At 72.3% G+C, this 26,796-nt stretch carries 29 protein-coding genes; 10 read left to right on the top strand and 19 right to left on the bottom strand.

The window, feature by feature from the left end; genetic code table 11:
- Positions 1-8 precede the first annotated feature (8 nt).
- The 3 genes from ACIOC0_RS00475 to ACIOC0_RS00465 all read right to left on the bottom strand — a co-directional run bounded on the left by ACIOC0_RS00475 (position 9) and on the right by ACIOC0_RS00465 (position 3,185).
- Positions 9-800: a spermidine synthase gene (locus ACIOC0_RS00475; protein WP_402153105.1), complete on the bottom strand. Its 792-nt coding sequence runs from the start codon at positions 798-800 to the stop codon at positions 9-11.
- A 196-nt stretch (positions 801-996) separates the two neighbouring features.
- Positions 997-2,166: an elongation factor Tu gene (tuf, locus tag ACIOC0_RS00470; protein ID WP_402150468.1), complete on the bottom strand. Its 1,170-nt coding sequence runs from the start codon at positions 2,164-2,166 to the stop codon at positions 997-999.
- A gap of 299 nt (positions 2,167-2,465) precedes the next feature.
- The gene (locus tag ACIOC0_RS00465) at positions 2,466-3,185 is read right to left on the bottom strand and encodes a DNA alkylation repair protein (protein ID WP_402150465.1); all 720 of its coding nucleotides are present in this window, start codon (positions 3,183-3,185) and stop codon (positions 2,466-2,468) included.
- Between the two features lie 49 nt (positions 3,186-3,234).
- On the opposite strand from ACIOC0_RS00465, the gene ACIOC0_RS00460 reads away from it, so the two are divergent.
- Positions 3,235-4,035: a TVP38/TMEM64 family protein gene (locus tag ACIOC0_RS00460; protein ID WP_402150463.1), complete on the top strand. Its 801-nt coding sequence runs from the start codon at positions 3,235-3,237 to the stop codon at positions 4,033-4,035.
- Positions 4,036-4,045: 10 nt separating this feature from the next.
- On the opposite strand, the gene ACIOC0_RS00455 is transcribed toward ACIOC0_RS00460, so the two are convergent.
- The 3 genes from ACIOC0_RS00455 to ACIOC0_RS00445 are packed head-to-tail and all read right to left on the bottom strand — an operon-like array spanning position 4,046 to position 6,833.
- Entirely contained in the window at positions 4,046-4,759 is a 714-nt protein-coding gene (locus tag ACIOC0_RS00455) for a cupin domain-containing protein (RefSeq protein ID WP_402150460.1), read from the bottom strand.
- Positions 4,753-5,679, bottom strand: coding sequence for a PmoA family protein (locus tag ACIOC0_RS00450; RefSeq protein WP_402150457.1), 927 nt, complete (start codon positions 5,677-5,679; stop codon positions 4,753-4,755). Before ACIOC0_RS00450 ends, ACIOC0_RS00455 begins: the two co-directional genes overlap by 7 nt.
- On the bottom strand, positions 5,676-6,833 hold the full coding sequence (locus ACIOC0_RS00445) for a Gfo/Idh/MocA family protein (protein WP_402150454.1): 1,158 nt from the start codon (positions 6,831-6,833) through the stop codon (positions 5,676-5,678). Before ACIOC0_RS00445 ends, ACIOC0_RS00450 begins: the two co-directional genes overlap by 4 nt.
- Positions 6,834-7,170: 337 nt before the next feature.
- Here ACIOC0_RS00445 and ACIOC0_RS00440 point away from each other — a divergent pair, with 337 nt between their 5' ends.
- From ACIOC0_RS00440 to ACIOC0_RS00430, 3 genes are all read left to right on the top strand, one after another.
- On the top strand, positions 7,171-8,046 hold the full coding sequence (locus ACIOC0_RS00440; RefSeq protein WP_402150451.1) for an undecaprenyl-diphosphate phosphatase: 876 nt from the start codon (positions 7,171-7,173) through the stop codon (positions 8,044-8,046).
- A 106-nt stretch (positions 8,047-8,152) separates the two neighbouring features.
- Positions 8,153-8,332 (top strand): hypothetical protein, encoded by a 180-nt coding sequence (locus tag ACIOC0_RS00435; protein WP_402150448.1) that lies wholly within the window; start codon positions 8,153-8,155, stop codon positions 8,330-8,332.
- 172 nt (positions 8,333-8,504) lie between these two features.
- Positions 8,505-10,565: a restriction endonuclease gene (locus ACIOC0_RS00430; protein WP_402150445.1), complete on the top strand. Its 2,061-nt coding sequence runs from the start codon at positions 8,505-8,507 to the stop codon at positions 10,563-10,565.
- Between the two features lie 11 nt (positions 10,566-10,576).
- Here the strand turns inward: ACIOC0_RS00430 and ACIOC0_RS00425 are convergent, their stop codons facing one another.
- From ACIOC0_RS00425 to ACIOC0_RS00415, 3 genes are all read right to left on the bottom strand, one after another.
- Complete coding sequence (locus tag ACIOC0_RS00425) at positions 10,577-11,206, bottom strand: hypothetical protein (protein WP_402153103.1); 630 nt, start codon at positions 11,204-11,206, stop codon at positions 10,577-10,579.
- A gap of 70 nt (positions 11,207-11,276) precedes the next feature.
- A complete protein-coding gene (locus ACIOC0_RS00420) occupies positions 11,277-11,561 on the bottom strand; it encodes a hypothetical protein (protein ID WP_402150442.1) in 285 nt (94 codons plus the stop codon).
- Positions 11,562-11,705: 144 nt separating this feature from the next.
- The gene (locus ACIOC0_RS00415; RefSeq protein ID WP_402153101.1) at positions 11,706-12,626 is read right to left on the bottom strand and encodes a DUF5829 family protein; all 921 of its coding nucleotides are present in this window, start codon (positions 12,624-12,626) and stop codon (positions 11,706-11,708) included.
- A 190-nt stretch (positions 12,627-12,816) separates the two neighbouring features.
- Between ACIOC0_RS00415 and ACIOC0_RS00410 the strand changes: the two genes are divergently transcribed.
- A complete protein-coding gene (locus ACIOC0_RS00410) occupies positions 12,817-13,419 on the top strand; it encodes a DUF4291 domain-containing protein (RefSeq protein WP_402150439.1) in 603 nt (200 codons plus the stop codon).
- A gap of 48 nt (positions 13,420-13,467) precedes the next feature.
- Here the strand turns inward: ACIOC0_RS00410 and ACIOC0_RS00405 are convergent, their stop codons facing one another.
- The gene (locus ACIOC0_RS00405) at positions 13,468-14,583 is read right to left on the bottom strand and encodes an AI-2E family transporter (protein ID WP_402150436.1); all 1,116 of its coding nucleotides are present in this window, start codon (positions 14,581-14,583) and stop codon (positions 13,468-13,470) included.
- A gap of 94 nt (positions 14,584-14,677) precedes the next feature.
- On the opposite strand from ACIOC0_RS00405, the gene ACIOC0_RS00400 reads away from it, so the two are divergent.
- A complete protein-coding gene (locus tag ACIOC0_RS00400; protein WP_402150433.1) occupies positions 14,678-15,202 on the top strand; it encodes a nuclear transport factor 2 family protein in 525 nt (174 codons plus the stop codon).
- A 70-nt stretch (positions 15,203-15,272) separates the two neighbouring features.
- Entirely contained in the window at positions 15,273-16,841 is a 1,569-nt protein-coding gene (gene lnt, locus ACIOC0_RS00395; protein WP_402150430.1) for an apolipoprotein N-acyltransferase, read from the top strand.
- Here the strand turns inward: lnt and ACIOC0_RS00390 are convergent.
- Positions 16,759-17,670: a Gfo/Idh/MocA family protein gene (locus tag ACIOC0_RS00390; protein WP_402150427.1), complete on the bottom strand. Its 912-nt coding sequence runs from the start codon at positions 17,668-17,670 to the stop codon at positions 16,759-16,761. The two genes, lnt and ACIOC0_RS00390, sit on opposite strands and share 83 nt — an antisense overlap.
- Positions 17,667-18,905 carry an FAD-dependent monooxygenase gene (locus tag ACIOC0_RS00385; protein WP_402150424.1) on the bottom strand — a complete coding sequence of 413 codons (1,239 nt, stop codon included), beginning with the start codon at positions 18,903-18,905 and terminating at the stop codon, positions 17,667-17,669. Before ACIOC0_RS00385 ends, ACIOC0_RS00390 begins: the two co-directional genes overlap by 4 nt.
- A gap of 94 nt (positions 18,906-18,999) precedes the next feature.
- On the opposite strand from ACIOC0_RS00385, the gene ACIOC0_RS00380 reads away from it, so the two are divergent.
- Together ACIOC0_RS00380 and ACIOC0_RS00375 are read left to right on the top strand one after the other, a co-directional pair.
- A complete protein-coding gene (locus tag ACIOC0_RS00380; protein ID WP_402150421.1) occupies positions 19,000-19,593 on the top strand; it encodes a TetR/AcrR family transcriptional regulator in 594 nt (197 codons plus the stop codon).
- Positions 19,594-19,667: 74 nt separating this feature from the next.
- On the top strand, positions 19,668-20,183 hold the full coding sequence (locus ACIOC0_RS00375) for a DinB family protein (protein ID WP_402150418.1): 516 nt from the start codon (positions 19,668-19,670) through the stop codon (positions 20,181-20,183).
- A gap of 23 nt (positions 20,184-20,206) precedes the next feature.
- On the opposite strand, the gene ACIOC0_RS00370 is transcribed toward ACIOC0_RS00375, so the two are convergent.
- From ACIOC0_RS00370 to ACIOC0_RS00340, 7 genes are all read right to left on the bottom strand, one after another.
- Complete coding sequence (locus ACIOC0_RS00370) at positions 20,207-20,614, bottom strand: hypothetical protein (protein ID WP_402153099.1); 408 nt, start codon at positions 20,612-20,614, stop codon at positions 20,207-20,209.
- 210 nt (positions 20,615-20,824) lie between these two features.
- Positions 20,825-21,508: a uracil-DNA glycosylase gene (gene ung / locus ACIOC0_RS00365; protein WP_402150415.1), complete on the bottom strand. Its 684-nt coding sequence runs from the start codon at positions 21,506-21,508 to the stop codon at positions 20,825-20,827.
- An 80-nt stretch (positions 21,509-21,588) separates the two neighbouring features.
- Entirely contained in the window at positions 21,589-23,169 is a 1,581-nt protein-coding gene (locus ACIOC0_RS00360; RefSeq protein WP_402150412.1) for an ABC transporter substrate-binding protein, read from the bottom strand.
- A gap of 168 nt (positions 23,170-23,337) precedes the next feature.
- A complete protein-coding gene (locus ACIOC0_RS00355; RefSeq protein WP_402150409.1) occupies positions 23,338-24,099 on the bottom strand; it encodes an SDR family oxidoreductase in 762 nt (253 codons plus the stop codon).
- A gap of 51 nt (positions 24,100-24,150) precedes the next feature.
- Positions 24,151-24,912: a 3-oxoacyl-ACP reductase FabG gene (gene fabG / locus ACIOC0_RS00350; protein WP_130439745.1), complete on the bottom strand. Its 762-nt coding sequence runs from the start codon at positions 24,910-24,912 to the stop codon at positions 24,151-24,153.
- 103 nt (positions 24,913-25,015) lie between these two features.
- A complete protein-coding gene (locus tag ACIOC0_RS00345) occupies positions 25,016-25,435 on the bottom strand; it encodes a DUF3037 domain-containing protein (RefSeq protein WP_402150406.1) in 420 nt (139 codons plus the stop codon).
- Positions 25,432-26,187 (bottom strand): HipA family kinase, encoded by a 756-nt coding sequence (locus ACIOC0_RS00340; RefSeq protein WP_351098055.1) that lies wholly within the window; start codon positions 26,185-26,187, stop codon positions 25,432-25,434. Before ACIOC0_RS00340 ends, ACIOC0_RS00345 begins: the two co-directional genes overlap by 4 nt.
- Before the next feature lie 112 nt (positions 26,188-26,299).
- Between ACIOC0_RS00340 and ACIOC0_RS00335 the strand changes: the two genes are divergently transcribed.
- Positions 26,300-26,782, top strand: coding sequence for a diadenosine tetraphosphate hydrolase (locus tag ACIOC0_RS00335; RefSeq protein ID WP_402150402.1), 483 nt, complete (start codon positions 26,300-26,302; stop codon positions 26,780-26,782).
- Positions 26,783-26,796: the final 14 nt, after the last annotated feature.

Raw genomic sequence — 26,796 nt, 5'->3', positions numbered from 1 at the left:
CGTCGATGTCACCCGACGCCGAACGCCCCGGCCGGCGGGACCGGCGACGGGACCGCCTCCGCGTCCGGCACGGGGCGGGCCCCGCCGATGAAGTCCCGCAGGGCTGGGCCGTGTTCGACCCGGGCCGGGAAGGCGTCGGAGGCGGTGCGGCGGGCCAGGCGGCTCACGTCGAGCGGGCGGTGGGCGGCGACGAGGACCGCGTTGCCGAAGCGGCGGCCGCGCAGCACCGCCGGTTCCGCGATGAGCGCGAGCTCCTCGAACACCTCGGCGAACGTGGCGAGTTGGGAACGCAGAAAGGCGAACGGCGCCGCGTCCGCGAGGTTCGCCAGACAGACGCCGTCGGCACGCAGGACCCGTCCGGCCTCACGGGCGTAGGCCAGGGACGTGAGGTGGGCGGGGACGCGGGAGCCGCCGAAGACGTCGGCGACGAGCACGTCGGCTGAGCTCGCCGGCGCCGCCTCCAGCCAGGCCCGCGCGTCGTCGGCGTGCAGTGTGACGCCGGCGCCGGCGGGCAGTGGCAGATGCTCGGCGACGAGGTCCAGCAGCCCGTGGTCGGCCTCGACGACGTGCTGCCGGGAGCCGGGCCGGGTGGCGGCCACATAGCGGGGAAGGGTGAGGGCTCCCCCGCCCAGATGCAGCACGTCCAGCGGCCGGCCCGGCTCCGCCACGACGTCGAGCGCGTGGCCCAGCCGCCGCGCGTACTCGAACTCGAGGTGCGTCGGGTCGTCGAGGTCGACGTACGACTGCGGCGCCCCGTCGACGGTGAGCAGCCAGGCACGCTCCCGGTCGATGTCGGGCATCAGCTTGACAGTCCCCTGGTCGGTGACCCGGGCGACGGGTATGGGCTCGTCGTTCACGCCCTCATTCTGCCCGCGGAACGGCGCTTCGAAGGACCGCGGGGGTACAGCACCCGTACTCGTAAGCGCGGGTGGGGGGCCGCGGGACCGGCCATGACCGGCCCCGCGGCCCCCCACCCGTCCACCGTCCCAGCCGTTCTCACACCACGGCTGTCACCGTCCCGGCGCCCACGGTCCGCCCGCCCTCGCGGACGGCGAAGCCGAGACCGGGCTCCAGCGGCACCTCACGCCCCAGTTCCACGGTCATGCTGACCGTGTCCCCGGGCCGGGCGACCGCCGTCTCCCCCAGGTCCACGTCCCCGACGACGTCCGCCGTGCGGATGTAGAACTGCGGCCGGTAGCCGGTGGAGACGGGCGGCGTGCGCCCGCCCTCGCGCGCCGACAGCACGTACACCTGCGCCGTGAACCGCCGCCGCGGCGCGACGCTCCCCGGCGCGGCCACCACATGCCCCCGCCGGACGGCGTCCCGCGCCACCCCGCGCAGGAGCAGCGCCACGTTGTCCCCGGCCTGCGCCTCGTCCATCGGCTTGCCGAAGGTCTCCACCCCGGTCACGACGGACTCGACGCCCGCGCCGAGCACCTCGACGCGGTCGCCGACCCGTACCGTGCCGCGCTCGACCGCGCCGGTGACGACCGTGCCCCGGCCGGTGATGGTGAGCACGTTCTCCACCGGCAGCAGGAAGGGCGCGTCCACGTACCGCTCGGGCATCGGCACGTAGGTGTCCACCGCGTCGAGCAGCGCGGAGATCGACGCCGTCCAACGCGGGTCGCCCTCCAGGGCCTTGAGCCCGGAGACGCGTACGACGGGAGCGGCGTCGCCGGCGTAGCCGTGCGCGGAGAGCAGCTCGCGCACCTCCAACTCCACGAGGTCGGTCAGCTCTTCGTCCCCGGCGTCGGCCTTGTTGAGCGCGACCACGATGTGGTCGACGCCCACCTGCCGGGCGAGCAGCACGTGTTCGGCGGTCTGCGGCATGATCCCGTCGAGCGCGGAGACGACGAGGATCGCTCCGTCGAGCTGCGCGGCGCCGGTGACCATGTTCTTGACGTAGTCGGCGTGGCCGGGCATGTCGACGTGCGCGTAGTGGCGGGTGTCGGTCTCGTACTCGACGTGCGCGATGTTGATGGTGATGCCGCGCGCCGCCTCCTCGGGGGCGCGGTCGATGCGGTCGAACGGCACGAAGGTGCCGCCGCCGCGCTCGGCCAGCACCTTGGTGATGGCGGCGGTCAGGGTGGTCTTGCCGTGGTCGACGTGGCCCATGGTGCCGATGTTCAGGTGGGGTTTGGTGCGCACGTATGCCGTCTTGGGCATGGCGAAACCGGAGCCTCTCGGAAAAGGATGCTGCGTGACGGCCCCGGCGGCGGCGAAGCGCCGGCCGGGACGGGGACCCCGAGTGATGCGCCGACCCTCCCCCTGCGGGGTCCGCCGGACGATCCGGAGAGGGTCAGCTTCGGGCGCCGTCGACGACGGCCGTGAGAACAGCGACGGCAGCCTTCGGCGCATCCGCGACGGCGGAAGCTGCGAGGAGGAAGGCGTACCGGAACATGTGTCAGATCCTCGCCGACCGCCCGGCGCCTGTCGAACGATTTTCCCGAGGTGGATCCGGGAGTTCAGAGGAGGTTCCTCGTCGCCTCGCGGAGGGACAGAGGGGAGAGCCGGCGGCCCTCGTGGTCGAGGAAGGTACGGACCGCCTCGGGGGCCGACTTGGCGTACTCGCGCAGGGCCCAGCCGATCGCCTTGCGGATGAAGAAGTCGGGGTGGCCGGCCTGGCGCAGGCAGTAGGCGAAGAGGCGGTCGGCGTCGGTGCGCTCCTTGTGGCGGAGCTGGTGGAGCAGGGCGGTGCGGACGAGCCACAGGTCGTCGTCGGCGATCCAGGCGTCCATCTCGGCTCTCAGCCGCGGGTCGGCGGCGACGAGCGCGCCGACGACGTGGGCGGCGAGCAGGTCGACGGTGTCCCACCAGGGGACGGTGGTGACGAGGTGACGGGCCACCGGCAGGAAGCCCGAGGTGCAGCGCCCGACGTGGCGGCGCAGGTAGTCGACGGCGAAGTAGTGGTACTCGCGCTCCGGCAGCCCCCAGCAGCGCAGGGCGATCGCCGTGCAGTCCGTCTCGTCGGGGCGGGGCGTGCCCGCCAGGACCGTGCGGGACAGGGCCCGGCGCTCGGGGGTGGGCAGGCCCAGGAAAGGGGCCACGTCCTTCATGTACGCCCGCATGGCCGCCGCCCGGCCGGAATCGGCCGCGGCGGCGTACGCGGCGGTGAGCCGTTCCAGGACGGTGTCGGCGAGAACGCTGTGCGGTACACCGATCGTTCGTCCACCTGTGACCATCATGAAACGGACCATACGGCGATCACACCTGTTCGTCAGTTACTGTCGCTTGATGCTCGATGCCACCACCCGCTCTGGGGGCACCGCCACGGCCTCTCCCCGGGCCGCCGCCACGGAGCTCGTCGTTCCCGTGCCCCTGCCCGTTCCCCTCGCCGCCGCTTCCGCGCCGGCGCCCGCCGGCCTGGCGGCGCGCTGCTCAAGAGCGCTGCTCTCGCCGTGGGCCCGGTTCGCCCTGCTGGTGGTGCTGCTCGCGGCGGCCGCGGCGAGCGTGCTGCTGTTCGAGCCGCAGAGGCTGCTCGCGGACGGGTGGCCGCCCCAGCTGGGCGGCGTCACGGCGGCGCTCGTCTTCGCCGCCGCGTACGGACTGTGCACGGTGGCGTTCGTGCCGAGGCCGCTGCTGAACCTGGCCGCAGGCGCGGTGTTCGGCTCACAGCTGGGCTTCGGCGCGGCCCTGGCCGGTACGGTGCTGGGCGCGGGACTCGCCTTCGGACTGGGCCGGTTCCTCGGCCAGGACGCGCTGCGGCCGCTGCTGCGGGGCCGGCTTCTGAAGGCCGCGGACGACCAGCTGAGCCGGCACGGCCTGCGTTCGATGCTGGCGACCCGGCTGTTCCCGGGCGTGCCGTTCTGGGCGGCGAACTACTGTGCCTCCGTCTCCCGGATGGGCTGGGTGCCGTTCCTGCTCGCGACCGCGCTCGGCTCGGTGCCCAACACGGCCGCGTACGTCGTCGCCGGGTCCAGTGCCGCCTCCCCGACCTCGCCGCTGTTCCTGATCTCGATGGCCGTCATCGCCGTGCCCGCGCTGGCCGGCGCCGCGCTGGCCTGGCGCAAGCGCCACCACCTGCGTTCGCGCTGACCGCGCGTCATCACCGCGGCCGGTACACGTCCAACCGCCCGCACATCCCGAACTTGCCGTACGCCGAGGGCTGTTCGGCGTGCACGGCGGCGTCGGCGAGGTGGGTGACGTCGCCGTCCGCCAGCCGGTCGAGCTGGTCCCCCGTCGCCGCCGCCGCGGCCGCCGCACCGCGCTGCCAGCGCTCGCGCCACTCGGCGAGCCGGGGCCGTACGAGGGCGGCGGCGGCGCGGTGGAAGGCGGTCAGCGGTTCGGGGCCGTCCGCCTCGCGCAGGATGCGGTAGCCCTCCACGGCCAGGTCGCGGCGGGCGCGGGCGATCCGGGCCTGCTCCTCCTCGGGGGCGTCGGCGGGGACCGTGGTGGCGGCGGCGTACGTCTCCGGGTCCGTCAGGTACTCCGGGGGCAGCGTGAGGACCGCGTCGCCCGCCTCGGGCAGCCCGCTGTTCTGCATCAGGACCGTGATGCGCAGATCGTCCTCGTTGACGAGCCGGTGGATGGTGCCCGGCGTGAACCAGGCCACCGTGCCGGGCGCGAGGGGCGTTTCCTCGAACCCGGAGGCGGTGAGCGTCTGCACGGCCCCGCGCCCGCCGGTGACGACGTACCCCTCCGAGCAGGCCAGATGCAGATGGGGCGTGCCGCCGTGCACCCCGTCGGCGGCGGGCCAGTCGTAGACGCACAGGTGCGAGACGGCGACGCCGCCGGGCAGGCCGTCGTAGGCGCTCACCACGGGTGGGTCTTGAGATAGTCGGTGATCTCCTGCCGCTCCCAGGCCCCGTGGGCCACGACGACGCGATAGCGGCGGGTGAGGGTGTCGCCGGGGGCGAGCTCCAGCTCGTCGAAGTACGCCCAGGACGGGGCGATCCCCGCGAAGGGGTCGTTGCGGACGAACCAGTGGGCCGGGTGGGCGCCCCGCTCGCCGGTGTGGTCGTTCTCGGGAGCGTGGGCGAAGACGACGGTGGCGTGGCCGTCTGCTCCGTCGTGCTCGCCGGACAGCGCGAGCCAGGGGCTCTGGGAGGCCATCAGTTCCGGCCCCTCGCCGTCGGGCCCGATGATGCGGCCGTCACGGAAGGCGCGCGGCCCGCGCCAGAACAGTCCGGTGTATCCGGCCAGTTCGCGTCCCTCGGTGGTCGGGCTGCCGAACCGCAGCGGCTCGTCACGGCGGTTGGTGACGGCGCTCGTCCAGGTCAGCGCCCAGGAGCCGGAGGCCCGGTCGACGTCGTGCACCTCGATCCGGCGGTGTTCGTCGGCCCACAGTTCGCCGCTGTGCGGATGCCAGGTCAGCCGCTCGGAGATGACCGCCCGGCCGGCGTCGGCCGAGATCTCGTCGAAGGCGACGTGCGCCATGGAGCCGACCCGCTCGGGGAGCTCGAGATACCCCTCACCGTGGACGTAGGAGTTCCCGCCCCACAGGTTGGCGCCCGAGAGGTGCGACGCGGTGAGCGACAGGCCCTTGTGCCAGCGGTGGTCGTTGGGCCGGTAGTCGGTGACGACGTCGCCGGCGAGGGTGCGCAGGGGATGGATGTACGGCTTCGGCGCCTCCCAGGCCGCCTCGGGCCGGTAGACGTAGGCGAGCAGTTCGACGCCGCCGACCGGGTCCGTCACGGTGACGCGGTCGCCGTGCGCGTGGACCAGACGCAGGCCGGTCATGCGGAGACCTCCTCGGCGGCGGCGTGGACGGCTGCGGGCGCCCAGCCGGGGGCGCCGCCGTGCAGAGCCGTGTAGAAGGGGTCGCCGGGGCCGATCTCGCCCCGCTTCACCGTCACGTCCGTGAACGCTGCCTTGTAGAGCGCGCTGATCAGCTCCAGGCTGGTGCGCCCGTCGGCGCCGCTGCTGCGCGGCCGTTCCCCGGCGCGCATGCTCGCGACGAGCTCACGCAGCTGCGCCAGGTGCGAGCTGGGCACGTCAGCGCCGAAGTCCTGCCAGGCGGCGGCGCGGTCGCCGGGGACGTCCCGGGCGGGGGTGACGCGCCAGTCGGCGTTGGAGTGGCCGTAGAGGTGGGTGAGCTCCACGGTGGCCAGTTCGCAGTCGATGCGGATGCGGCTGACCTCGTCGGGGCTGAGGACGCTGTTGACGATCGTCGCCATGGCCCCGTTCTCGAAGCGGACCAGGGCGGTGGAGACGTCCTCGGTCTCCACGTCGTGGACGAGCCGCCCGGCCATGGCGCGCACCTCGCTCCACGGGCCGAGCAGGTCCAGGAGCAGGTCCATCTGGTGGATGCCGTGGCCCATGGCGGGGCCGCCGCCCTCGGTGTGCCAACGGCCGCGCCAGGGGACGGCGTAGTAGGCGGCGTCGCGGTACCAGGTGGTCTGGCAGTGCGCCACGAGCGGCCGGCCGAGGGCCTGCTCGGCGAGCAGCCGCCGTACGTGCCGGGAGCCGGACCCGAACCGGTGCTGGAAGACGATCGAGGCGTACGGACCGCCCTTCGTCCCCTCCTCGGCCGCCACGGCGTCGTAGTCGGCGAGGGTCGGCACCGGGGGCTTCTCGCACCACACCCAGGCCCCGGCGCGCAGCGCGGCCACGCTCTGCGCGCGGTGCAGGGTCGGCGGGGTGCAGATGGTGACGAGGTCGGGTCGCTGCTCGGCGAGCATGCGCTCCAGGTCGGTGTAGGCGTGCGGGATCCCGCCCTCCGTGCAGAAGGCCTCGACGGCGGCGGCATCGATGTCGACGGCCGCGACCACCTCGGTCTCCCCCTCCGCGGCGAGCTGGGCGAGCGCGGGCAGATGGGAGCCGCGGGCGATGGCGCCGGTGCCGATGACGGCGGCGCGGATGCGGCGGCCGGCGAGCGGAGCGGATGGGGACATGTGCGTGATCAGCACTCCTCAGACGAACGACCGAACAACCGAGCGACCGGGCGAACGGGCGAACGGGTCGACCCACTGGGCGAACGGGTCGCCCCACTCACACAGCAAGCGCTTTCATTCAGCCAGCAAACTATGCGTCGGCCCCCTGGCCGGTCAACACGTCCGCCCTGCTCAACCGCGCCGCGCCTATCCCCCGCGCCGCCCGCTCCGAAACCCCTGTGCCGGGTCTGTCACCCGAGGGCGCTACGCTGCCCTTGACGCACCCCCTTGATCACCGCGCGCGCGGCGGCCCGCCGTGTCCGCCGCCCCCCGATCGGCACTTGGACTCCGTAACCTCATGTCTTGGTTTGAATCCCTCATCCTCGGACTCGTCCAGGGGCTGACCGAGTTCCTCCCCGTCTCCTCCAGCGCGCACCTGCGGCTGACCGCGGCCTTCTCGGGCTGGGAGGACCCCGGCGCCGCCTTCACCGCGATCACGCAGATCGGCACCGAGGCCGCGGTGCTGATCTACTTCCGCAAGGACATCGGCCGGATCCTGTCCGCGTGGTCCCGGTCACTCTTCGACAAGGAGATGCGCAAGGACCACGACGCCCAGATGGGCTGGCTGGTGATCGTCGGATCGATCCCCATCGGCGTGCTCGGCATCACCCTCAAGGACGCGATCGAGGGGCCGTTCCGCGATCTGCGGATCACCGCGACGATGCTCGTCGTCGTCGGCATAGTCATCGCCGTCGCGGACCGGCTCGCGGCACGCGACGAGAAGGGCGGCCGCCACCGCGCGCCGAAGCAGCGCAAGGGGCTGGAGAACCTGGGCGTGAAGGACGGCCTGATCTTCGGCCTCTGCCAGGCCTGCGCGCTCATCCCCGGCGTGTCCCGCTCCGGCGCCACCATCAGCGGCGGCCTGTTCATGGGCTACAAGCGCGAGGCGGCGGCCCGCTACTCCTTCCTGCTCGCCATCCCGGCGGTGCTGGCCTCGGGCACGTTCGAGCTCAAGGACGCGATGGAGGGCGGCCATGTGGCGTGGGGTCCGACGGCGTTCGCAACGGTGATCGCCTTCGCGTCCGGATATGCGGTGATCGCCTGGTTCATGAAGTTCATCAGCACGAAGTCCTTCATGCCGTTCGTGTACTACCGGGTGGTGCTCGGCATAGTCATCATCGTCCTGGTCGCCATGGGCGCGCTCAGTCCGCACGCGGCTGAGTCCGCGGGCTGAGTCCCCGGCAGGACGCCTCAGGAAGCGGGTGGGCCGTGACCGAGGACATACGGCCTGCGTAGCCGTTCGGCAGCGCACTGTCAGCGCTTGCCCCTAGGCTGTCGCCATGTCCCCCAGTTCCGTGGTCCGTGGTTCCGTGCGCTCCGCCTCCGAGGTGAACGAGCAGATCCGTGCGCTGTGGCAGCGCACGGGCGGCAGTCTGTCGGACCAGGACCGGTCCGAGTACGAACTGCTGGTCGTCGAGTGGGCGACGGCCGTGCGGGACGACGTGGTCAGGGCGGCGTAGCAGGCTGCTCCCCGTCATGCGCGTGCCCGCGCGAGAGCGTTCGGCCTGCCGGGGCAGTCCCGCCGGGCGGGTGCGAGAGGCCCTGATCGCTGGTCGGAGTCGTTTCGCCGTGAGTGGTTGTGGGGACAACCAATTGGCTTCGGCTGTCGAGTACGGGGAGGGCCCGCAGCACATGAGTCGTCGCTCTACTGGTTTCGTCGGCGTCTGGGCCGAGATGCAGCGGCAGCAGCAACGCCAACTGGACGCCGAAGCCAGACGGCGACGACTTCAGGAGCAGCAGACGCGCGCCTACGAGCGGCGGGCCGTGCAGAGCCACCGCGAGTACAGGCAGGCGGAGGCAGTGCGGCGCACGGAGGAACTGGACGCACAGGTCGCCTCCCTGCAAAGCCTTCTCGTCGCGGGCTGCCAGGCCCCTCCCTTCCGGGCCTCCACCCTTCTGCGAGCGGAGGACGTACAGCCCTTCGCCCCGGGTCCGTTGGCGCACCCCGTGCCCATGCCGGAATTCCACCACTACCAGGCGCAGGGCGGCTGGAGCGCGAGTCGCCGGGCGCAGGCCCAGGCCGAAGCGCAGTCCCGCTTCGAGCACGACTGGCGCGCCGCCCAGGCCGCGGAGGCCGAACGGCAGCGTCAACTGGCCTCCTACCAGCGGGAGTACCAGCAGTGGGCCGATGCCCGGCTGGCCGAGGTGCGACGGCACAACGCCGGCGTCACCGCCGTCACCGACGGGGTGCGGCGCGGGGACCCCGAGTCCGTCGTCGAGTACTTCTCCGCCGCGCTGTACGCCTCGACCGCGTGGCCCGAGGCCTTTCCGCGCCAGGTCGCGGCGGCCTACGATCCGGCGGCCCGGCAGCTGGTGCTCGACTGGGAGCTGCCCCCGTACACGGTCGTCCCCGAGACCAAGTCCGTGAGGTGGACGGCCGCGACCGACCAGTACAAGGAGACGCCCCGCCCGGTGAGCCAGCGGCGCGCTCTGTACCGGGAGGTGCTGGCGCAGTGCGTGCTGCTCGTCCTGCACGAGCTGTTCGCGGCCGACGACCAGGGCGCGCTCGAGTCGGTGGCCCTGAACGGGTTCGTCGACGGACACGATCCGACGACTGGCCGCCCGGGCCACATCTTCGTCGCGACCGTCATGGCCGCGCGCTCCTCCTTCCGCGACCTGCATCTGGCCCAGGTGGACGCCGGCAGCTGCCTGGCCGACGCGCTGCGCGGGCAGCTGTCGGCCCGGCCGGACCAGCTCACGCCCGTGCGGCCGGGCCGTCGGCCGCAGGAGGTCGGCAACCCCGTCGTCGCCCACGGCGGCGGCGAGGAACCGGACCTGTTCGCGATGGATCCGGTCGCCTTCGAGGGCCTGGTGGCCGACCTCTTCCGAGCGATGGGCATGCAGGCGGTGACCACCCAGCGCTCCAACGACGGCGGCGTGGACGTCGACGCGCTGGATCCGGCGCCGATACGGGGCGGCAAGATCATCGTCCAGGTGAAGCGCTACCGCAACACGGTGCCGCCAACCGCCGTGCGCGACCTGTACGGGACGGTGCAGGACACCGGCGCCAACAAGGGTGTCCTGGTGACGACTTCGGGTTTCGGCCCCGGCTCGCACACCTTCGCCAACGGCAAGCCGCTGGAACTGGTCTCGGGAGCGGAGCTCGTCGACCTGCTGCATCGTCATGGACTGAGCGGGCGGCTGGGCGACGGGGGCCGGCAGGCCGACGTGCAGCCGCTCCCTTCGCCGCCGGACGCCCAACTGCCGCCGGACTACAACGTCCTGGGCATGTCGTGGACCGGACGCGTCGCCCTGGACGTGTGCGCCCTCGTCTGCCGCGGCAACAGCGTTCTCAGCGACGATCACTTCGTCTTCTTCAACAACCCGGCGACACCGGACGGTTCGGTGCGCGCCCTGCCGGCCACGGCGCCCGACAAGGCCGCGATCTGCGTCTCCTTCGAGGGGTTGCCGGCCGAGGCCGACCGGTTCGTGCTCGTGGCCGCCGTCGACCCGGAGGTCAACCCGGACGCCGACCTCTCCGGCTTCACCGACGCGCGCATCCGCCTCCTCGACCCCGCTCTGACGGAACTGGGGCAGTTGGAGGTCTCCGACGGCCGGCCAGGCGAAACGGCCCTGGTCCTCGGCTCCTTCCGCCGCAGGGCGAACGGCGACTGGGACTTCGTCCTGGGCGGCAAGGGCTACCCGGGCGGCTTGGAGGAACTCGTGCGGGACTTCGGCGTCGAGGTGGAGTGAATTCCCTCGCCTCAGAGACCGCGGTCCGTCCTGCGGGTCCACAGCGAGAGGCCGCTGCTCGTCGCGACGGCGAGGGTCTGCCCCGTCGGTGAGAAGCCGACGGCTCGCAGCTCGGAGTGGTTGCAGTGGTGGACGTGCCACCAGTCGCCGCCGTGCCGGCCGGCGTGCGGCAGGCCGCCGTCGCGGGAGAGCAGGACACGTTCGTGCGGCCAGGCCGGGACGACGGCCTCTACGGTCCAGCCGTCCGCGGTCGTGGTGTGCAGCCCGCCCCCGTAGAGCCCGGCGATGTGCACCCTGCTTCCGGCTACGGGGCCCAGGCCAGGGCACGACAGGTCGGGCGCCGCGTCAGGGGTGCTGTCCTCGGGGGCGGGGTTCCGGTCCCGGGCGATCCTCTCCCCCGTGGCGGCGTCGAACAGACCGTGGCCGTCGTGCGAGACGACCATCACCATGTCGTGGCCGGTGCCGGGGTGCGAGGCGAACCCGATCCCGAGAAGTCCGCCCACCGGCGGGCACACGACCCGGCGCCACGGCTCGGGCGCCGGCAGCACAGGGGCCGCGAGGAGCCGGTCCCGTATCTCCCGCTGGTACGAGGAAAGCCCCGGCTCAGGGTCCTGCGGACCGGCCGGGGCTTTCCTCTTCATCCACTTCGACACACAGCCACGATCCCAGCTCACGAGGGTTTCGCCCCAGTGGATTCGGCCGGGGCGGCCGTCACGCGGAGGCCACCACCTCGCCGGCCACGACCTGCGGCGGGTTGGGGAGCAGCGCCGTGAGGTTCTCCCGTACGAAGTCCGCGGCCTTGGTGATCGATTCCTCGGCGCCGGCCCGGTCCCGGAAGACACTGGTGGAGACCATCACCCCGTCACCGGCGTCGATCCAGTAGTAGGCCACGAATCCGGAGACCTGCTGCATGAGCGGCACGAACCCCTCGTTCACGAGCCGAGCCGCCTCGGCGGCATCGGTCACCCCTTCGTACCGCCGCACTGCTGCGTACATTTCCACGCTCCTCACGGCAATCAGCGTTCGTCCTCTGCTGAGACGCCGTACCCCTGCGACGGCCGGCCCGCCCAGGAGGCGCGCGGCAATCACCTGAAGGGCCGCCTCGGCTGATCCGAACGGCGTCCCCGGCCCACCCCAGCTCTAGCGAACGCCGTTGGGGGCGAACGTCCAGACGGCGTGGCTGCCGGGGCCGACGGTCAGGGTGGAGTGGCCGAGCTGCTGCACGTGCCGGGTCTTCGCGGGGCCGTTGAGGGACATGTCGACCCGCCGCAGTCCCGCTTGTTCGCGCGGGACGACGTCGAGGCGGATCGTGGTACCGCCGTGCTCCGCGACGACGCCCCCGTCCGGCAGGGTCCGGACGGCGAACCCGCCTGCCCGCAGCAGCGGCACGGTGTCGGCCAGGTCGCCCTCGGTGACCGCGAGGTGCACGGCGGTCACGTCACGCATCAGATGGGTGCGGTAGTCGTCCGAGAGGTAGCGCTCCCTGCCGACGTCACCGGGGAAGCTCGCCGGCTCGGTGTTGCCGCGGGGGTCGGCGAAGTACTCCGGCCGGTACTCCATCGCCCAGGCCCCGAAGGCGTCGTACGCGGTGGTGGTGAGGACGGCGTCGAACCATGGCACGGGCACACCGTCACCGAAGTCCCGGGTCTGGAGGAAGGTGACGGGTTCGGGGCCCCCCTCGCCCTTCAGCCGCTGGGTGACCGTCGCCATGTCTCCCGCCCGCTCGGTCGACAGGCCGAGCCCTGCGGAGCCGAGGGTGCCGTCCTGGCCGGCGATGTCACCGACTCCGAACAACTCCAGGTAGGTCTCACGGCCCATCAGGTAGCGGCCGGTCCAGGTCTGTCCGTCCGTGCCGCTCGTGGTGCGGACCTGGAAGTGAGCGAAGTCCCGCAGGTACGCGGAGTGTTCGATGGCGTCGGCGGTCTCCCGGTCGAGGACCCCGTAGGAGTGGTTGTAGAACAACAACTGACGTTCGTACGAGGGGCTTTGTTCCTCGGCCTGTGCCGTCCCCACGCCGCCCCCGATCGCTCCGGAGAGGGCCACCGCGAGCATGACGATCATCCGTAATGTCCGGCGAATCAGCATGCGAGCGATCGTAGGGCGGGCAGGCCGCGCTTGTGGTTCTTTTCGAAGAGCGAGGCGAGCGTTCGTTCGAGCCGCACGGGCCGCACGGGCCGCACGGGCCGCACGGGCCGCACGGTGATCGAAAATCGCTGGCCCGCCGATCCGTCGGGGCCGAAAACTGTGCGCCATGGAACACCCGAACCAAGAGATCCGCGAGATCCGCGCGCTCCACACGGCGTCCACGATCACCGTCTACCAGGCCTACGACCCCGCGATCGGAGTGCCCGCCGCCCGCCACGGCCGCTTCCCGTCCACGTGGCGGCGGAACCGCATGACGTGGATCAAGCCCAGCTTCCTGTGGATGATGTACCGCTCCGACTGGGGCGCCAGTGCCGGGCAGGAGACCGTTCTCGCCGTCGAGATCACTCGCGCCGGTTTCGACTGGGCGCTGCGCCATGCCTGTCTGTCGAGCCACGTTCGCTCCCTGTACCCCGATCGCGGCGCCTGGCAGCGGGAACTCAAGCGGGCGCCGGCCCGTGTCCAGTGGGATCCCGAACGCGACCTGAACTCACGTCCCCTGCCGTACCGTTCGCTGCAACTCGGGCTTTCCGGCGAGGCGTCAGCGCGCTACGCCGACGAGTGGACCGTGTCCATCAGCGATGTGACCCCGCTCGCCCGGGAGATCCGCGCACTCGTCGGCCGCGGCGATCAGGATGCCGCGCGGGAGCTGCTTCCCCGGGAGCGGCCCTACCCCGCCGGTGACGAACTGCTCGCCCACCTGCGGCCCTGAGCGGCACGCACGGCACCCGCACGGCACCCGCACGGTCGCCGGCGGACGTCACGACGGGACGACCGCGCCCTCGGGCGAGGCGTCCGGCTCCGGTTCCTGCGGGGGATCCGTGAGCTGTTCGCGGACGTAGTTCCAGGCCACCGCGACCAGTGCGGCGACCGGTACCGCGAGGAAGCTGCCCACAATGCCGGCCAGGCTGCCGCCCAGCGTCACCGCGAGGAGGACCACCGCGGCGTGGAGGCCGAGGCCACGGCTCTGGATCATGGGCTGGAAGACGTTGCCCTCCAGCTGCTGCACCACGACGATGATCGCCAGCACGATCAGCGCGTCCGTCAGGCCGTTGGAGACCAGAGCGATGAGCACCGCGACGAAGCCGGCGAACAGGGCGCCCACGATGGGCACGAACGCCGAGACGAAGGTCAGCACTGCCAGCGGCAGCACCAGCGGCACCTTGAGGATCCACAGGCCGAGGCCGATGAGGACGGCGTCCAGCAGCCCGACGACCGCCTGGGAGCGCACGAACGCGCCCAGGGTGTCCCAACCGCGTTCGGCCACGGTCGGGACGTCGGTGGCGAGCCGGCCGGGGAGCTGACGGGCCAGCCACGGCAGGAAGCGCGGGCCGTCCTTGAGGAAGAAGAACATCAGGAACAGCGCCAGCACGGCCGTGATGACCCCGTTGACGACGGTGCTCACCCCGGTGACGACGGCGGTGACCGCGCTGCCCATTCCGTCCTGGGCCCGGGCGACCGCGCTGTCGAGACCCTTGGTGATCTGGGCGTCGTCGATCTTCAACGGCGGTCCGGCCGCCCACTCGCGCAGCCTCTGCATGCCTTCCACCACGCCGTCGGTCAGGTCGCCGGACTGCGACGCCACCGGCACCGCGATCAGCGCCACGACGCCCATGGCGACCAGCAGGAACAGCACCGTCACGGTGGCCGCGGCCAGGGCGGGCGGCCAGCCGCGCCGGCGCAGGAAGCGGGTCGGCGGCCAGGTCAGCGTCGTCAGGAGCAGGCCGACGACGAGCGGCCACACCACGGACCAGGTCCGTCCGAGCAGCCACAGGGCGACCGCGAGCATCACGAGGACCAGCAGCAGGTCGACGGATATGCGCGCGGACGCGCGGAGCGCGGCGCGCGTCTTCGTGGGGCTCAGGGTGGCAGGCATGGGGTCACCCTATTGTGCAGCCGTGTGCGGCCTTGCCGAGGGCCATCCCCGCACGGCCCTTGGCTCCGCGAGGTCCATGCCCAACACTCGGGTCATGACGCAGCGTGTGGAGCTCGCCACCGTGATGGACCGGCTGGCCGTCGACGGATTGATCACGGAGTACGCGGTCGCGGTCGACGACGGTGACTGGGCAGCGTACCGGGAGTTGTTCACCTCGGACGGCCGGGCGGACTACCGTTCCGCCGGCGGGATCGAGGGGGACGCCGGGAAGGTGGCCGCGTGGCTCGCCGAGAGCATGCGGCCGTTCTCCATGCGGCAGCACCTGATCGTGAACCGCCGTCTCCGCTTCGGGGTCCTGGAGCGGGACCGGGGCGACACGGCGCACGTCCTGGCCGACTACCTCAACCCGATGCGGCTGGCGGGGGACGCCGCCCGCTTCGACGACACGGGTTCCGGTGCTTCGGCCGGGCCGCCCGACTTCGTCTGCGGCGGCCGCTACTCCTTCGCCCTGCTGCGGACTGACGACGGCTGGCGGCTGCGCGAGGTGGTCGTGGCGGAGAAGTGGCGCCGCACTCCGCGGCCGTCCGGGAGCCGGCCGGGCCCGATGCCCCGGGAGTGACCGACGCCATCTGGTCGGAGATCGTCCGGGGCGCGCACACTGGAGCCGTCAGTGGGTAGGGAGGTGCCGTATGAAGACGTTCGGTCCCTGGCTCACCTCCCCCTGGCGGCGTTCCGCTCTCGCGGCGCTGGCCGGCGCGCTGCCCGTGCCGGCGTTCCCGGCGCCCGCCCTGTGGTGGTGGGCGTGGTTCGCGCTGGTCCCGCTGCTGCTGCTCGTCCGGTCGGCCCCGACGGGCAAACGGGCGGCGTACGACGGCTGGTGCGCCGGGTTCGGGTTCATGCTGGCCATGCATCTGTGGCTGCTGCCGTTCCTGCACGTCTTCATCTTCGTGCTGGCCGCGCTGCTCGGTGCGTTGTGGGCGCCGTGGGGCTGGCTGGTGCGCCGGTTCCTCGGCGGTGCGCCCTCGCGGGGGCGGGCTGCGGCCGCGCTCGCCGTGCTGCCCTCGGGCTGGCTCGCCGTGGAGCTGGTCCGGTCCTGGCAGGCGCTGGGCGGGCCGTGGGGCGTGCTCGGGTCGAGTCAGTGGCAGGTGGAGCCCGCGTTGCGGCTGGCGTCCGTGGGCGGGGTGTGGCTGCTCAGCTTCCTGGTGGTGGCCGTGAACGTGGCGGTGGCCGTGCTCGTCGCGGTGCCGGCGCACCGGCTGCCCGCCGTGGCGGGGCTCGCGGCGACGGCCGCCGCGGCGTCCGCCGCGTGGGTGTGGTCGCCGAGGCCGGACCCCACCGGGCGGGTGGCCCGGATCGCCGTGGTGCAGCCGGGTGTGATCGACGGCCCGGACCGCCGTTTCGACCGGGAGGAACAGCTGACGCGGGGGCTCGCCGGGCAGGACGTGGACCTGGTGGTCTGGGGTGAGAGCAGCGTCGGCTACGACCTCGACGACCGGCCCGACCTGGCGCGCCGGCTGGCGGAGCTGTCCCGTGCTACCGGCGCCGACATCCTGGTCAACGTGGACGCCCGCCGCTCGGACGTGCCCGGCATCTACAAGAGTTCGCTCCTGATCGGCCCGGACGGCCCGACCGGCGACCGGTACGACAAGATGCGGCTGGTTCCCTTCGGGGAGTACATCCCGGCCCGTTCGCTGCTCGGCTGGGCTTCCTCGGTGGGCAAGGCGGCCGGTGAGGACCGTAGGCGGGGCTCGAAGCAGGTCGTGATGGACGCGGGGCGGGGGCTGCGGATCGGGCCGATGGTGTGCTTCGAGACGGCGTTCCCCGACATGAGCCGGCATCTGGCCGGGGACGGCTCGGACGTGCTGGTCGCCCAGTCGTCGACGTCGACGTTCCAGGAGAGCTGGGCGCCCGCGCAGCACGCTTCGCTGGGCGCCCTGCGCGCCGCGGAGACGGGGCGGCCGTTCGTGCACGCGACGCTGACGGGCGTGTCCGCCGTGTACGACGCGAGCGGCCGACCGGTGGGGTCGTGGCTGGGGACGGACGCGAGTTCGACGGCCGTCCACGAGGTGCCGCTCACCGACGGTGTCACCCCGTACGTCCGCTTCGGCGACTGGCCGGCCCACGCGGCGCTGCTGATCCTCGCGGCAGCGGCCGCCTGGGAGGGGACCCGGGCGGTCAGGCGGCGCCGGAAGTCTCCCGCACCGCTCGCACCACCCGCTCGCACAGTTCGTGAGTCGCCAGTGCGTCCCGGGCGCTGAGCAGCTTGCCGGCGCGGACGGCGTCGAGGAAGGCCAGCGCGGCCTGTTCGATGCCGCGCTGCCGGGCGACGGGCACCCAGTCGCCGCGCCGGCGCAGGGTCGGCTGGCCCTTGTGGTCGATCACCTCGGCGAGGTTGACGACCTGCCGCTTGGTGTCCTGCCCGGACACCTCCAGGATCTCCTCGTTGGACCCGCTGAGCCGGTTCATCACCCCGAGCGCGGTGAAGCCGTCGCCGGCGAGCTGGAGGACGACGTGGTGCAGCAGGCCGTCCCGGACGCGGGCCCGCACGGTCACGTCGTCGACCGGCCCCGGCACGAGGAAGCGGAGCGTGTCGACGACGTGGATGAAGTCGTCGAGGATCATCGTGCGCGGTTCCTCGGGCAGTCCGGCCCGGTTCTTCTGCAGGATGATCAGCTCGCGCGGGTGGTCGGCGCACTGCGCGTAGCCGGGGGCGTAGCGCCGGTTGAAGCCGACGGCGAGGCTCGTGCCGCGCTCTTCCGCGAGGGTCACGAGCCGCTCGGAGTCGGCCAGTCCGTACGCCAGCGGCTTGTCGACGTAAGTGGGGACGCCCGCGTCCAGCAACCGGGCGACGATCTCGGGGTGGACCGCGGTCGGCGCGTGCACGAAGGCGGCGTCGAGGCCCTGGGCGAGGAGCGCGTCGAGGTCCCGGTGCCGTTGTCCGGCGGGGAGTCGCAGGGTGTCGGCGACCTGCGCCAGGGTGGCCGGGGTGCGGGTCTGGAGGTGGAGTTCGATCCCCGGCAGCGTGCCGAGCACCGGCAGGTAGGCCTTGCGCGCGATGTCACCGAGTCCGATGCAGCCGACCTTCACGGGGACTCCTTCACTGCTCGTCCGCGCCCTGCGTGTCCTGGCGTGCCTGCCTCCACGGCAGCATACGGGGCCTGCGGGGGCCGCCAGTCGGCGATCCCGTCGAAGCCTCGCAGGACGAGGCCGGGGGCGGCCTTCGACGCCACGGCGAGCACGCCGTCGCGGACGGCCGTCACCGCGCGGCCGCGCGCCATGTTGAGGCGGGCGATCCGCACGGCCTGGCGGCTGATCGACGTCGTCCGGGGCAGCCGGGCGGCCGTGTAGGCGGCGAGGTCGTCGCCGTGATGGGCGAGGACGATCGCGTCCTCGACGGCCTGGTTGCCGCCCTGGCCGAGCGTCGGCGGCATGGCGTGGGCGGCGTCGCCGAGGAGGGCGACCCGGCCGCGGTGGTGGGCGGGCAGCGGTCGCGCCAGGTGGTGGACGTCGTGGCGCAGGACGTCCTCGGGTCGGGCGGCCGCCAGGACGGCGGGCACCGGGTGGTGCCAGTCGCCGAAGAGGCGCAGGAGTTCGGCCTTCTCGTCGTCGGGCGCGTGTCCGCCGGCGGGTGTCATGGCGGCGGCGTAGGCGTAGACGCGGCCGTCCTTGAGGGGGTGGGTGCCCCAGATGCGGCCCCTCCCCCAGGTCTCGTGCGAGGCGAACCGTGCGCCGGGCACGGGGATCACCACCCGCCAGGTGGTGAATCCGGAGTAGACGGGGCCGGGGTGGCCGGGGAAGAGGGCGCGGCGTACGGCGGAGTGGATGCCGTCGGCGGCGACCACCAGGTCGGCTTCCAGATCGCCGTCGGGAGTGGTCACGCGGGCGGGGCGGCCGGAGGGGCCCATATCGCCGGGATCGGCGAGGGCGCCGGGCGTGCCGGTGCGGACGGCGTCCGTCGGGAGCAGGGCGGCGAGGGTGTCGATGAGCGTGGCGCGGTGCAGCAGGACCAGGGGGCCGCCGAAGCGGGCGGCCGCCGCGTCCGCGTCGGAGCGGGACAGCCAGCGCCCGCTCGGGGCGCGCAGCCCTCCGTCGCCCTGCCAGGCGGCGAGGTCGCGGATCCGGTCGCCGACACCGATGACGTCGAGGGCGCGCAGGGCGTTGGGCGCGAGGGAGATGGCGGCGCCGACGGGGGCGAGGGAGGAGGCCCTCTCCAGGACCGTGACCCGCCAGCCGCCGCTGTGCAGGGCCGCGGCGGCGGTGAGCCCGCCGATGCCGCCTCCTATGACGACCGCCCGCCTCGGCCGCTCCTGGCTGTGCGCCATGACTCCTCCTGGGCTCGACCCCTGCACACTACATCCGTAGTGCGCCCACGCCTCGACTGTACTACGGGTGTAGTGAGCGGGGTAGGTTGGCTTCATGTCCGTACGTCCCGCCCCAGACGCCTCGCGCGCCGAACTCGTCGCCGACACCGCCCTCGCTCTGCTCGCCGAGCGCGGCACGCGCGGCCTCACCCATCGGGCCGTCGACGAGGCGGCCGGGCTCCCCCAGGGCTCCACCTCCAACGTCGCCCGCACCCGCCAGGCGTTGCTGGAGCTGGCGGTACGCCGGCTCGCCGACCGTGAGGCCCGGACGCTCGCCCTGCACGAGCTGCCGGATCCGCGGGCCGGCCGGCGCCCCGTGGTGGACGCGCTCGCGCTGGCGACCCACCGGGCGCTCACCCGCGACCGCGAGCTGACGCTGGCCCGCTACGAACTGGCCTTGGAGGCCACGCGCCGCCCTGAGCTGCGGGTCCATTTCGACGCGGCGGGGGCCCGCTTCCGCGAGCAGCTCGCCGCCCTCGTCACGGCGCTGGGATCGACGTCCCCCGAGCGGCATGTGCTCTCGCTGGTCGCTTGGGCGGACGGGCTGATGTTCTCCTGCGTGGCCGGGTCGTTCGGGGCGCGGACCCCGAGCCCGGAGGAGGTGCGGGCGGGGCTTTCGGAGCTGCTGGCGGGGATGCTGGGCGACTGAGGGGAGGGCGCGAGGGTGAGTGCGGGGGCTGAAAAGGCGTGGTGGTCGGGGGCCGACTGCGCGATCATGCGGTCATGACGACGACGCAGCGCACCGAACCCGCCCAGAACGCCGATGAACGCACCATGCTGGAAGGCTGGTTGGAGTACCACCGGCAGACCCTGGCCTGGAAGTGCGAGGGGCTCACCGACGCCCAGTTGCGCACCGCTTCCGCGCCGCCGTCCGAGCTGTCCCTGCTGGGGCTGGTGCGGCACATGGCGGAGGTGGAGCGCGGCTGGTTCCGCGAGGTGCTCGTGGGTGAGGACGCCGAGCCGATCTACTTCAGCGACGAGGACCGCGACGGCGAGTTCCATCTCACCGACGCGGACGGCTGGGAGGAGGCCCACGCCACCTGGCAGGCCGAGATCGAGATCGCCCGGCGCAACGCGGCCGGCTTCGAGCTGGACGACCTCTCCCACGGCAAGAGCCGGCACAGCGGCGAGCCGTTCAACCTGCGCTGGATCTACACGCACATGATCGAGGAGTACGCCCGGCACAACGGTCACGCCGACCTGCTGCGCGAGCGCATCGACGGCGCGACCGGCGACTGACCGAGGGCCTTTCCCGACACGCTCTAGAGAAGGTCGTCCGAGGCGCCCTCGCCCAGGCGCAGTTCCATGCGGCTGATCGCCGCGCGCACGCCGTCGCCGTAGCTGTCGTCGCCGAGGACGCCGGCCGTGCGGCGGGCCCGGCGGAGGTGGCTGCGGGCGGCCTCGGAGCGGCCCAGCCTGGCGTAGTCCGCCGCCAGGTTGAGGTGCAGGGAGGGGAACAGCGCCCGCACCTCCACCGAGGCGTCCTGGTCCTCCGCCGCCGACAGCGCCCGTAGGTCCCAGGCGAGTTCGTCGAAGGGGTCGTCCTGGGTGTCGGCCAGGTAGTGGGCGAGGGTGCAGCGGTGCAGCGGGTCGCCGCCGTCGCCGAGCTCGGTCCACAGGTCGAGGAGGCGGCGCCGGGCCTCCTCGCGGTCTCCGCCGTGGTGCAGCATCACGACCTGGCCGATCCGTGTGAGCACGGCGTCCGGCGTCGCCTGCCCCTGTCGATGCTCCGCCACCGCGCCTCCCTGGACCTGTTGCGAGGACGTCGGGGCCGGTGCGACCGTCCGCCTGCTCCACGACGCGACGAATCTAGCCGCCTGCGGCGGCAATACCGGTCAGGCGGCACCGGGCCGGCCCGGGTGGAACCGGCCCGGCGGCGGTCAGCCCAGGTTCGGGACGGTCCAGTCGATCGGCTCGTGACCCTGCCGGGCCACCGCCTCGTTGATCTGGGTGAACGGGCGGGAGCCGAAGAACTTCTTCGCCGACAGCGGGGAGGGGTGCGCGCCCTTGACCACGATGTGCCGGCTCTCGTCGATCAACGGCAGCTTCTTCTGCGCGTAGTTGCCCCACAGGACGAAGACGGCCGGGTCGGGCCGGCCGGCCACGGCGCGGATCACCGCGTCGGTGAACTTCTCCCACCCCTTGCCCTTGTGGGAGTTCGCCTCGCCGGAGCGGACGGTGAGCACCGCGTTGAGCAGCAGCACGCCCTGCTCCGCCCACGGCATCAGGTAGCCGTTGTCGGGGATCGGCGTGCCCAGCTCCTCGTGCATCTCCTTGTAGATGTTGCGCAGCGACGGGGGAATCTTGACGCCCGGCCGCACCGAGAAGCACAGGCCGTGCCCCTGGCCCTCGCCGTGGTAGGGGTCCTGACCGAGGACCAGCACCTTCACCCGGTCGTACGGCGTCGCGTCGAGCGCGGCGAAGACCTCCTCGCGCGGAGGGTAGACGGGGCCCTTCGCTCGCTCCTCCTCGACGAACTCCGTCAGCTCCTTGAAGTAGGGCTGCTGAAGCTCGTCGCCCAGCACTCCGCGCCAGGACTCGGGCAGCATGGCGATGTCGGTCACGTCAACGTCCTCCGTTGTGCGGTCGCTTCCAGGCCTCAGAACCTACAGGCGACCACTGACAAGGCGGCTGCCCGGTGCGCTCACCAGCTGGTCTTGCGGTACAGCTCGCCCACCATCATGATCGTCGACGGGTCCAGGGACCGTTCGCCGCCGGAGATGTCCTCGTTCGCCGCGAGGTACTGCTTGCCCTGCCAGAGCGGGAGCAGCCGGGCCTCGTCGACGAGGATCTGCTGCGCCCTCTCGAAGTCCTTGACCACGTTGGCGCGGTCGCTGGACTGGCGGGACCGCGGCAGCAGCACCTGGGTGATCTCCTTCTCCGGGTACGGCGTGCCGAGGGCGTTCTGCTCGCCGACGAACGGGGCGATGAAGTTGTCCGCGTCGGGGAAGTCCGGGGACCAGCCGCGGCCGAAGACGGGGTACTCGCCGTTCTGGTAGCCGAGGACGTAGGTGTTCCAGGGGCGGCTCTTGAGGGTGATGCGGAACAGTCCGGAGGCCTCCAGCTGCGCCTTGATCTCCTTGAACTCCAGGGCGGTGTCGGAGCCGTAGCGGTCGGTGGTGTACCAGAGGGTGAGCGGGACGGGCGTGCTGATGTCGGCGTCCGCCAGGATCCTCCGGGCCTTGGCCGCGTCGGGTTTGCCGAAGTCGTCGAAGAAGCCGGTGGTGTGCCCGGTCAGGCCCTTGGGGACCATGGAGTACAGCGGGTCCACGGTGTCCTTGTAGACCTTGTGGGCGATGGCGGGCCGGTCGATGAGCTGGGCGACGGCCCGGCGCACCGGCAGCCGGTCGGCCCACTCGTCCTTGGGGTTGAACACCAGGTAGTTGATGTTGCTGGCGGCGCCCTCGACGAGCTGGAGGTCGCCCTTGTCGCCCTCGCCCTCCAGGGCGACGATGTCGTCGGCGGCGAGCCCCTGGTAGGTGATGTCGATCTGCTTCTTGCGCAGAGCCGCCACCATGTCGCCGGAGTCCTGGAAGTAGCGGATGTTCACCGCGTCGTTCTTGAGCTCGGCGTAGCCCTTGTAGCTGTCGTTGCGGACGAGTTCGGCCTGTCTTCCGCCCTCGTAACCCTCCAGCCGGTACGGCCCGGAGCCGACGATGCCGTTCTCCTTGCGCAGGGCGTTCGCGGGGTAGTCGTCGGGGTCGACGATCGAGCCGGCCGGGGTGGCGAGCACGAACGGGAAGGTGGCGTCGGCCTTGTTGAGCTCGAAGACGATCACGTTGTCGCCGCTGACGGTGATCCGGTCGAGGCTGCCCAGCAGACCGGCGGGGCCGGTGGGGGCGTTGATGGCCTTGATCCGGTCGATCGAGTGCTTGACGGCCTTGGCGTCGAGCTTGTCGCCGTTGGAGAAGGTGAGGCCTTCGCGCAGTTCGCAGCGGTAGGTGCGGCTGGAGGCGTCGGTGAAGCTGCAGCTCTTGGCGGCGTCGGGCTGCGGCGTGGTCGAGCCGTAGGGGTAGGCGAGCAGCGTCTGGTAGACGTTGCGGAACAGCTCCCAGGAGCCGTCCCAGGCGGCGGCGGGGTCCAGTGTGCTGGGGGCACTGGTGGTGCCCACGACGATCGGTCCTGCGTCGTCGGAGCTTTCCTCTCCCAGGAGACTGCATCCGGCCACCAGGGATATGGACACGATCGCCGCGAATCGCTGCAAGGATCGGTTCCGGTTGAACACGCGCACGCTCCTCGATCTGCCATGCCAAGGGTTGGCAGACCATACCGCAGGCCTCCGCCGCGTGGGCGGCGGAGGTGGGGCGGTACTGCTGAGGCCGACGATGACGACGTTGTCAGGGTGCGCGCGGCGGTCCGGGCGCCGCGAGGGCGCCCGGACGCGCGGTGCGGGTCAGCCGACGCCGGCGTTGAGGAAGATGCCTCCGTCGACGACGAGGGTCTGGCCGGTGATCCAGGCGGACTGCTCGGAGGTCAGGAACGCGGTGGTGCCTCCGATGTCGGAGGGCACGCCGAGCCGGGCCAGCGGGTAGGCGGCGGCCGCCTCCGCCTCCCGGCCCTCGTACAGGGCCTGGGCGAACTTGGTCTTCACGACGGCCGGGGCGATCGCGTTGACCCGTACCTTCGGCGCGAACTCGTGCGCCAGCTGCACGGTCAGGTTGATCATCGCGGCCTTGCTGACGCCGTACGCGCCGATGAAGGGCGAGGCCGAAAGACCGGCCACGGAGGCGATGTTGACGATCGTGCCGCCGTTGTCCTTCTGCCAGGCGTGCCACGTGCGCTGGGCGAAGCCGAGGGCGGAGACCACGTTGGTCTCGAAGACCTTGCGCGCCACGTCCAGGTCGAGGTCGGCGATCGGGCCGAAGACCGGGTTGGTGCCGGCGTTGTTGACGAGATGGTCGACGCGGCCGAAGGCCTCCATGGTGCGTTCGACGGCGGCGGCCTGGTGCTCCAGGTCGTGGGCCTTGCCGGCGACGCCGATGACCCGGTCCGCGCCGAGCTTGTCGACGGCTTCCTTGAGCGCCTCCTCGTTGCGTCCGGTGATGCAGACGCGGTCGCCGCGGGCGACGAGGGCCTCGGCGACGCCGTAGCCGATGCCGCGGCTGGCGCCCGTGACGAGGGCGACCTGGCCGGAGAGTGCGGGCAGTTCAGTCATTTCGTGATCCCCAGTGCTTTCTGGTGCTCCCTGGTGGCCTCGGTGGCCCTCTTAGTCGAGCGGTCCGCCGGCGACGTACAGCACCTGGCCGGAGACGAAGCCCGCGGCCTCGTTCGTGAAGAAGGCGATCGCGTTGGCGATGTCGTCGGGCTCGCCGACGCGGGCCACGGGGATCTGGGTGGCGGCGGCGGCCTTGAACTCCTCGAAGCCCATGCCGACGCGGGCGGCGGTCGCCGCGGTCATGTCGGTGGCGATGAAGCCGGGGGCGACGGCGTTCGCGGTGATGCCGAACTTGCCCAGCTCGATGGCGAGGGTCTTGGTGAAGCCCTGCAGACCGGCCTTGGCGGCGGAGTAGTTGGCCTGGCCGCGGTTGCCGAGCGCCGAGGAGGAGGACAGGTTGACGACCCGGCCGAAGCCGGCGTCGACCATGTGCTTCTGGACGGCCTTGGTCATCAGGAACGAGCCGCGCAGGTGCACTCCGAGGACGGTGTCCCAGTCGGAGACGCTCATCTTGAACAGCAGGTTGTCGCGGAGCACGCCCGCGTTGTTGACGAGGATCGTCGGCGCGCCGAGCTCCTCGACCACGCGGGCGACGGCGGCCTCGACCTGGGCCTCGTCGGAGACGTCGGCGCCGATCGCGACGGCCTTGCCGCCCGCGGCGGTGATCTTCTCGACGGTGTCCTTGCAGGCGGCTTCGTCGAGGTCGATCACCGCGACGGCGCGGCCCTCGGCGGCCAGTCGGACGGCGGTGGCCGCGCCGATGCCGCGCGCCGCGCCGGTGACTACTGCGACCCGCTGCTCAGTGGTGGACATTGCTGCTACTCCTCGGGTGAGCGACCGCTTAGTACCTTCAGTACGACGTGACGCTAGAAGCCCTGGCACGCGGTGTCAACGGCATCCGCGTGCGTGTGATCCATTACCTGACGAGCAGATTCAGCAACCGTTCGGTCTCGGCCGCCGGGTCGGCGGTGAGCCCGGTGTGCACGGGGCCCGGCTGGACGACCGTCGAGCGGGGCGCGATCAGCCAGCGGAAGCGCCGTCCCGCGTCGTCGCCCGCCGCCTGCCCCGCCGCCTCGCCGCCGGCGCAGACGCCTTCCACGGCGCGCAGCGCAGCCCGGACGCCGGCTACGTCGGCGTCCGGGTCGAGGGCCAGCAGCCGCGCCTCGTCGAGGTGGGTGAGCGCGCCGACGTAGGACCGGGCGCGGCAGTAGAGGAGCACCCCGGCGTTGATGCACTCGCCGCGCTCCACACGGGGGACGACGCGCAGCAGGGCGTACTCGTAGACGTCCCGGTCGCTCGCCTGTCCGGGCCTGATGAAGTGGCGGTCGTCGCTCACTCGGTCCCCTTGATGCGTTCGTGGATGACGGCGGCGCGCGCGAGCAGGGGCGCCGCATAGGCGTCGCGGAGCGCGTCCGGGGAGTCGAAGCCGGGCTCGTCGGCGAGCCAGGCGTCGGGGATCTCGGCGGTGACCTCGGCGAGCAGTCCGGCGGTGACGCGCGGGGCGAGTTCGGCGGCCGCGGCGGCGACATCCGGCCGGAAGGCGGTGAGCGCGTGGTCGGAGGCGTCGTAGGGGCGGGCCGCGGACGCCTCGGCGGAGGGCCAGTTGTGGTGCCAGATCATGGTGGCGCCGTGGTCGATGAGCCACAGCTCGCCGCGGTGGAACAGCAGGTTGGGGTTGCGCCATGAGCGGTCGACGTTGTTGGTCAGCGCGTCGAACCAGACGATCCGGCCCGCCTCCTCGCGGCTCACCGGGAAGGCGAGCGGATCGAAGCCGAGGGCCCCGGAGAGGAACTCCATGCCGAGGTTGGCGCCGCCGCTGGAGCGCAGCAACTCCTGTACCTGCTGGTCGGGTTCGCCGAGTCCGAGCACGGGGTCGAGGGTGACGGCGGCCAGCGGGGGGACGCGCAGGCCCAGCCGGCGGGCGAGTTCGCCGCAGACGACCTCCGCGACGAGCGTCTTGCGGCCCTGGCCGGCTCCGCGGAACTTGATGACGTAGGTCCCGTGGTCGTCGGTCTCGACGAGCCCCGGAAGCGAGCCGCCCTCACGCAACGGCGTGATGTAGCGGGTCGCGGTGACCTCTCTCAGCATGTCCCTCAGGCTCCCCACCCATGTGGCCTCCGGCGTCCGGAGTCGAATGAGCATAGTAACCGAGCGTGACCGGCCGGAGGGGCGTCGCGGACCGCGATGTAGGTTTCCCGCCATGAACGGCGACTGGCGCGAGGACCGGATCGGGGCCGCGCTGCGCGGGGAGAATCCGACCGTGCTGCGGCGGCTGTCGGCGGGGTTCGCGGTGATCGGGGACGTCCAGTTCCTGCCGGGCTACTCGGTTCTGCTCGTGGACGAACCGGGAGCGCAGCGGCTCTCGGACCTGCCGAGGCCGAAGCGGCTGTCGTTCCTGTCGGACATGGAGCGGCTCGGTGAGGCCGTGGAGCTCGCCTGCCGGCGGCTGGATCCGGCTTTCAGGCGGGTCAATCTGGAGATTCTCGGGAACACGGACCCGTTCCTGCACGCGCATGTCTGGCCGCGGTTCGACTGGGAGCCGGACGGTCTCGTGGGTGCTCCGGTGTGGCTCTACCCGCGTGAGCGGTGGAGTGACGAGCGGTTCAGGCTCGGCCCGCGGCAGGACGTGCTGCGCGAGGCGATCGGCGGCGAACTGGACCGGCTGAGTTCGGCGACCTGCTGAATCCGAACGCCCCC

The sequence above is a fragment of the Streptomyces sp. NPDC088254 genome, from assembly GCF_044740925.1.
Classification (GTDB): Bacteria; Actinomycetota; Actinomycetes; order Streptomycetales; family Streptomycetaceae; genus Streptomyces.
This window is presented reverse-complemented; position numbering and strand designations above follow the sequence as displayed.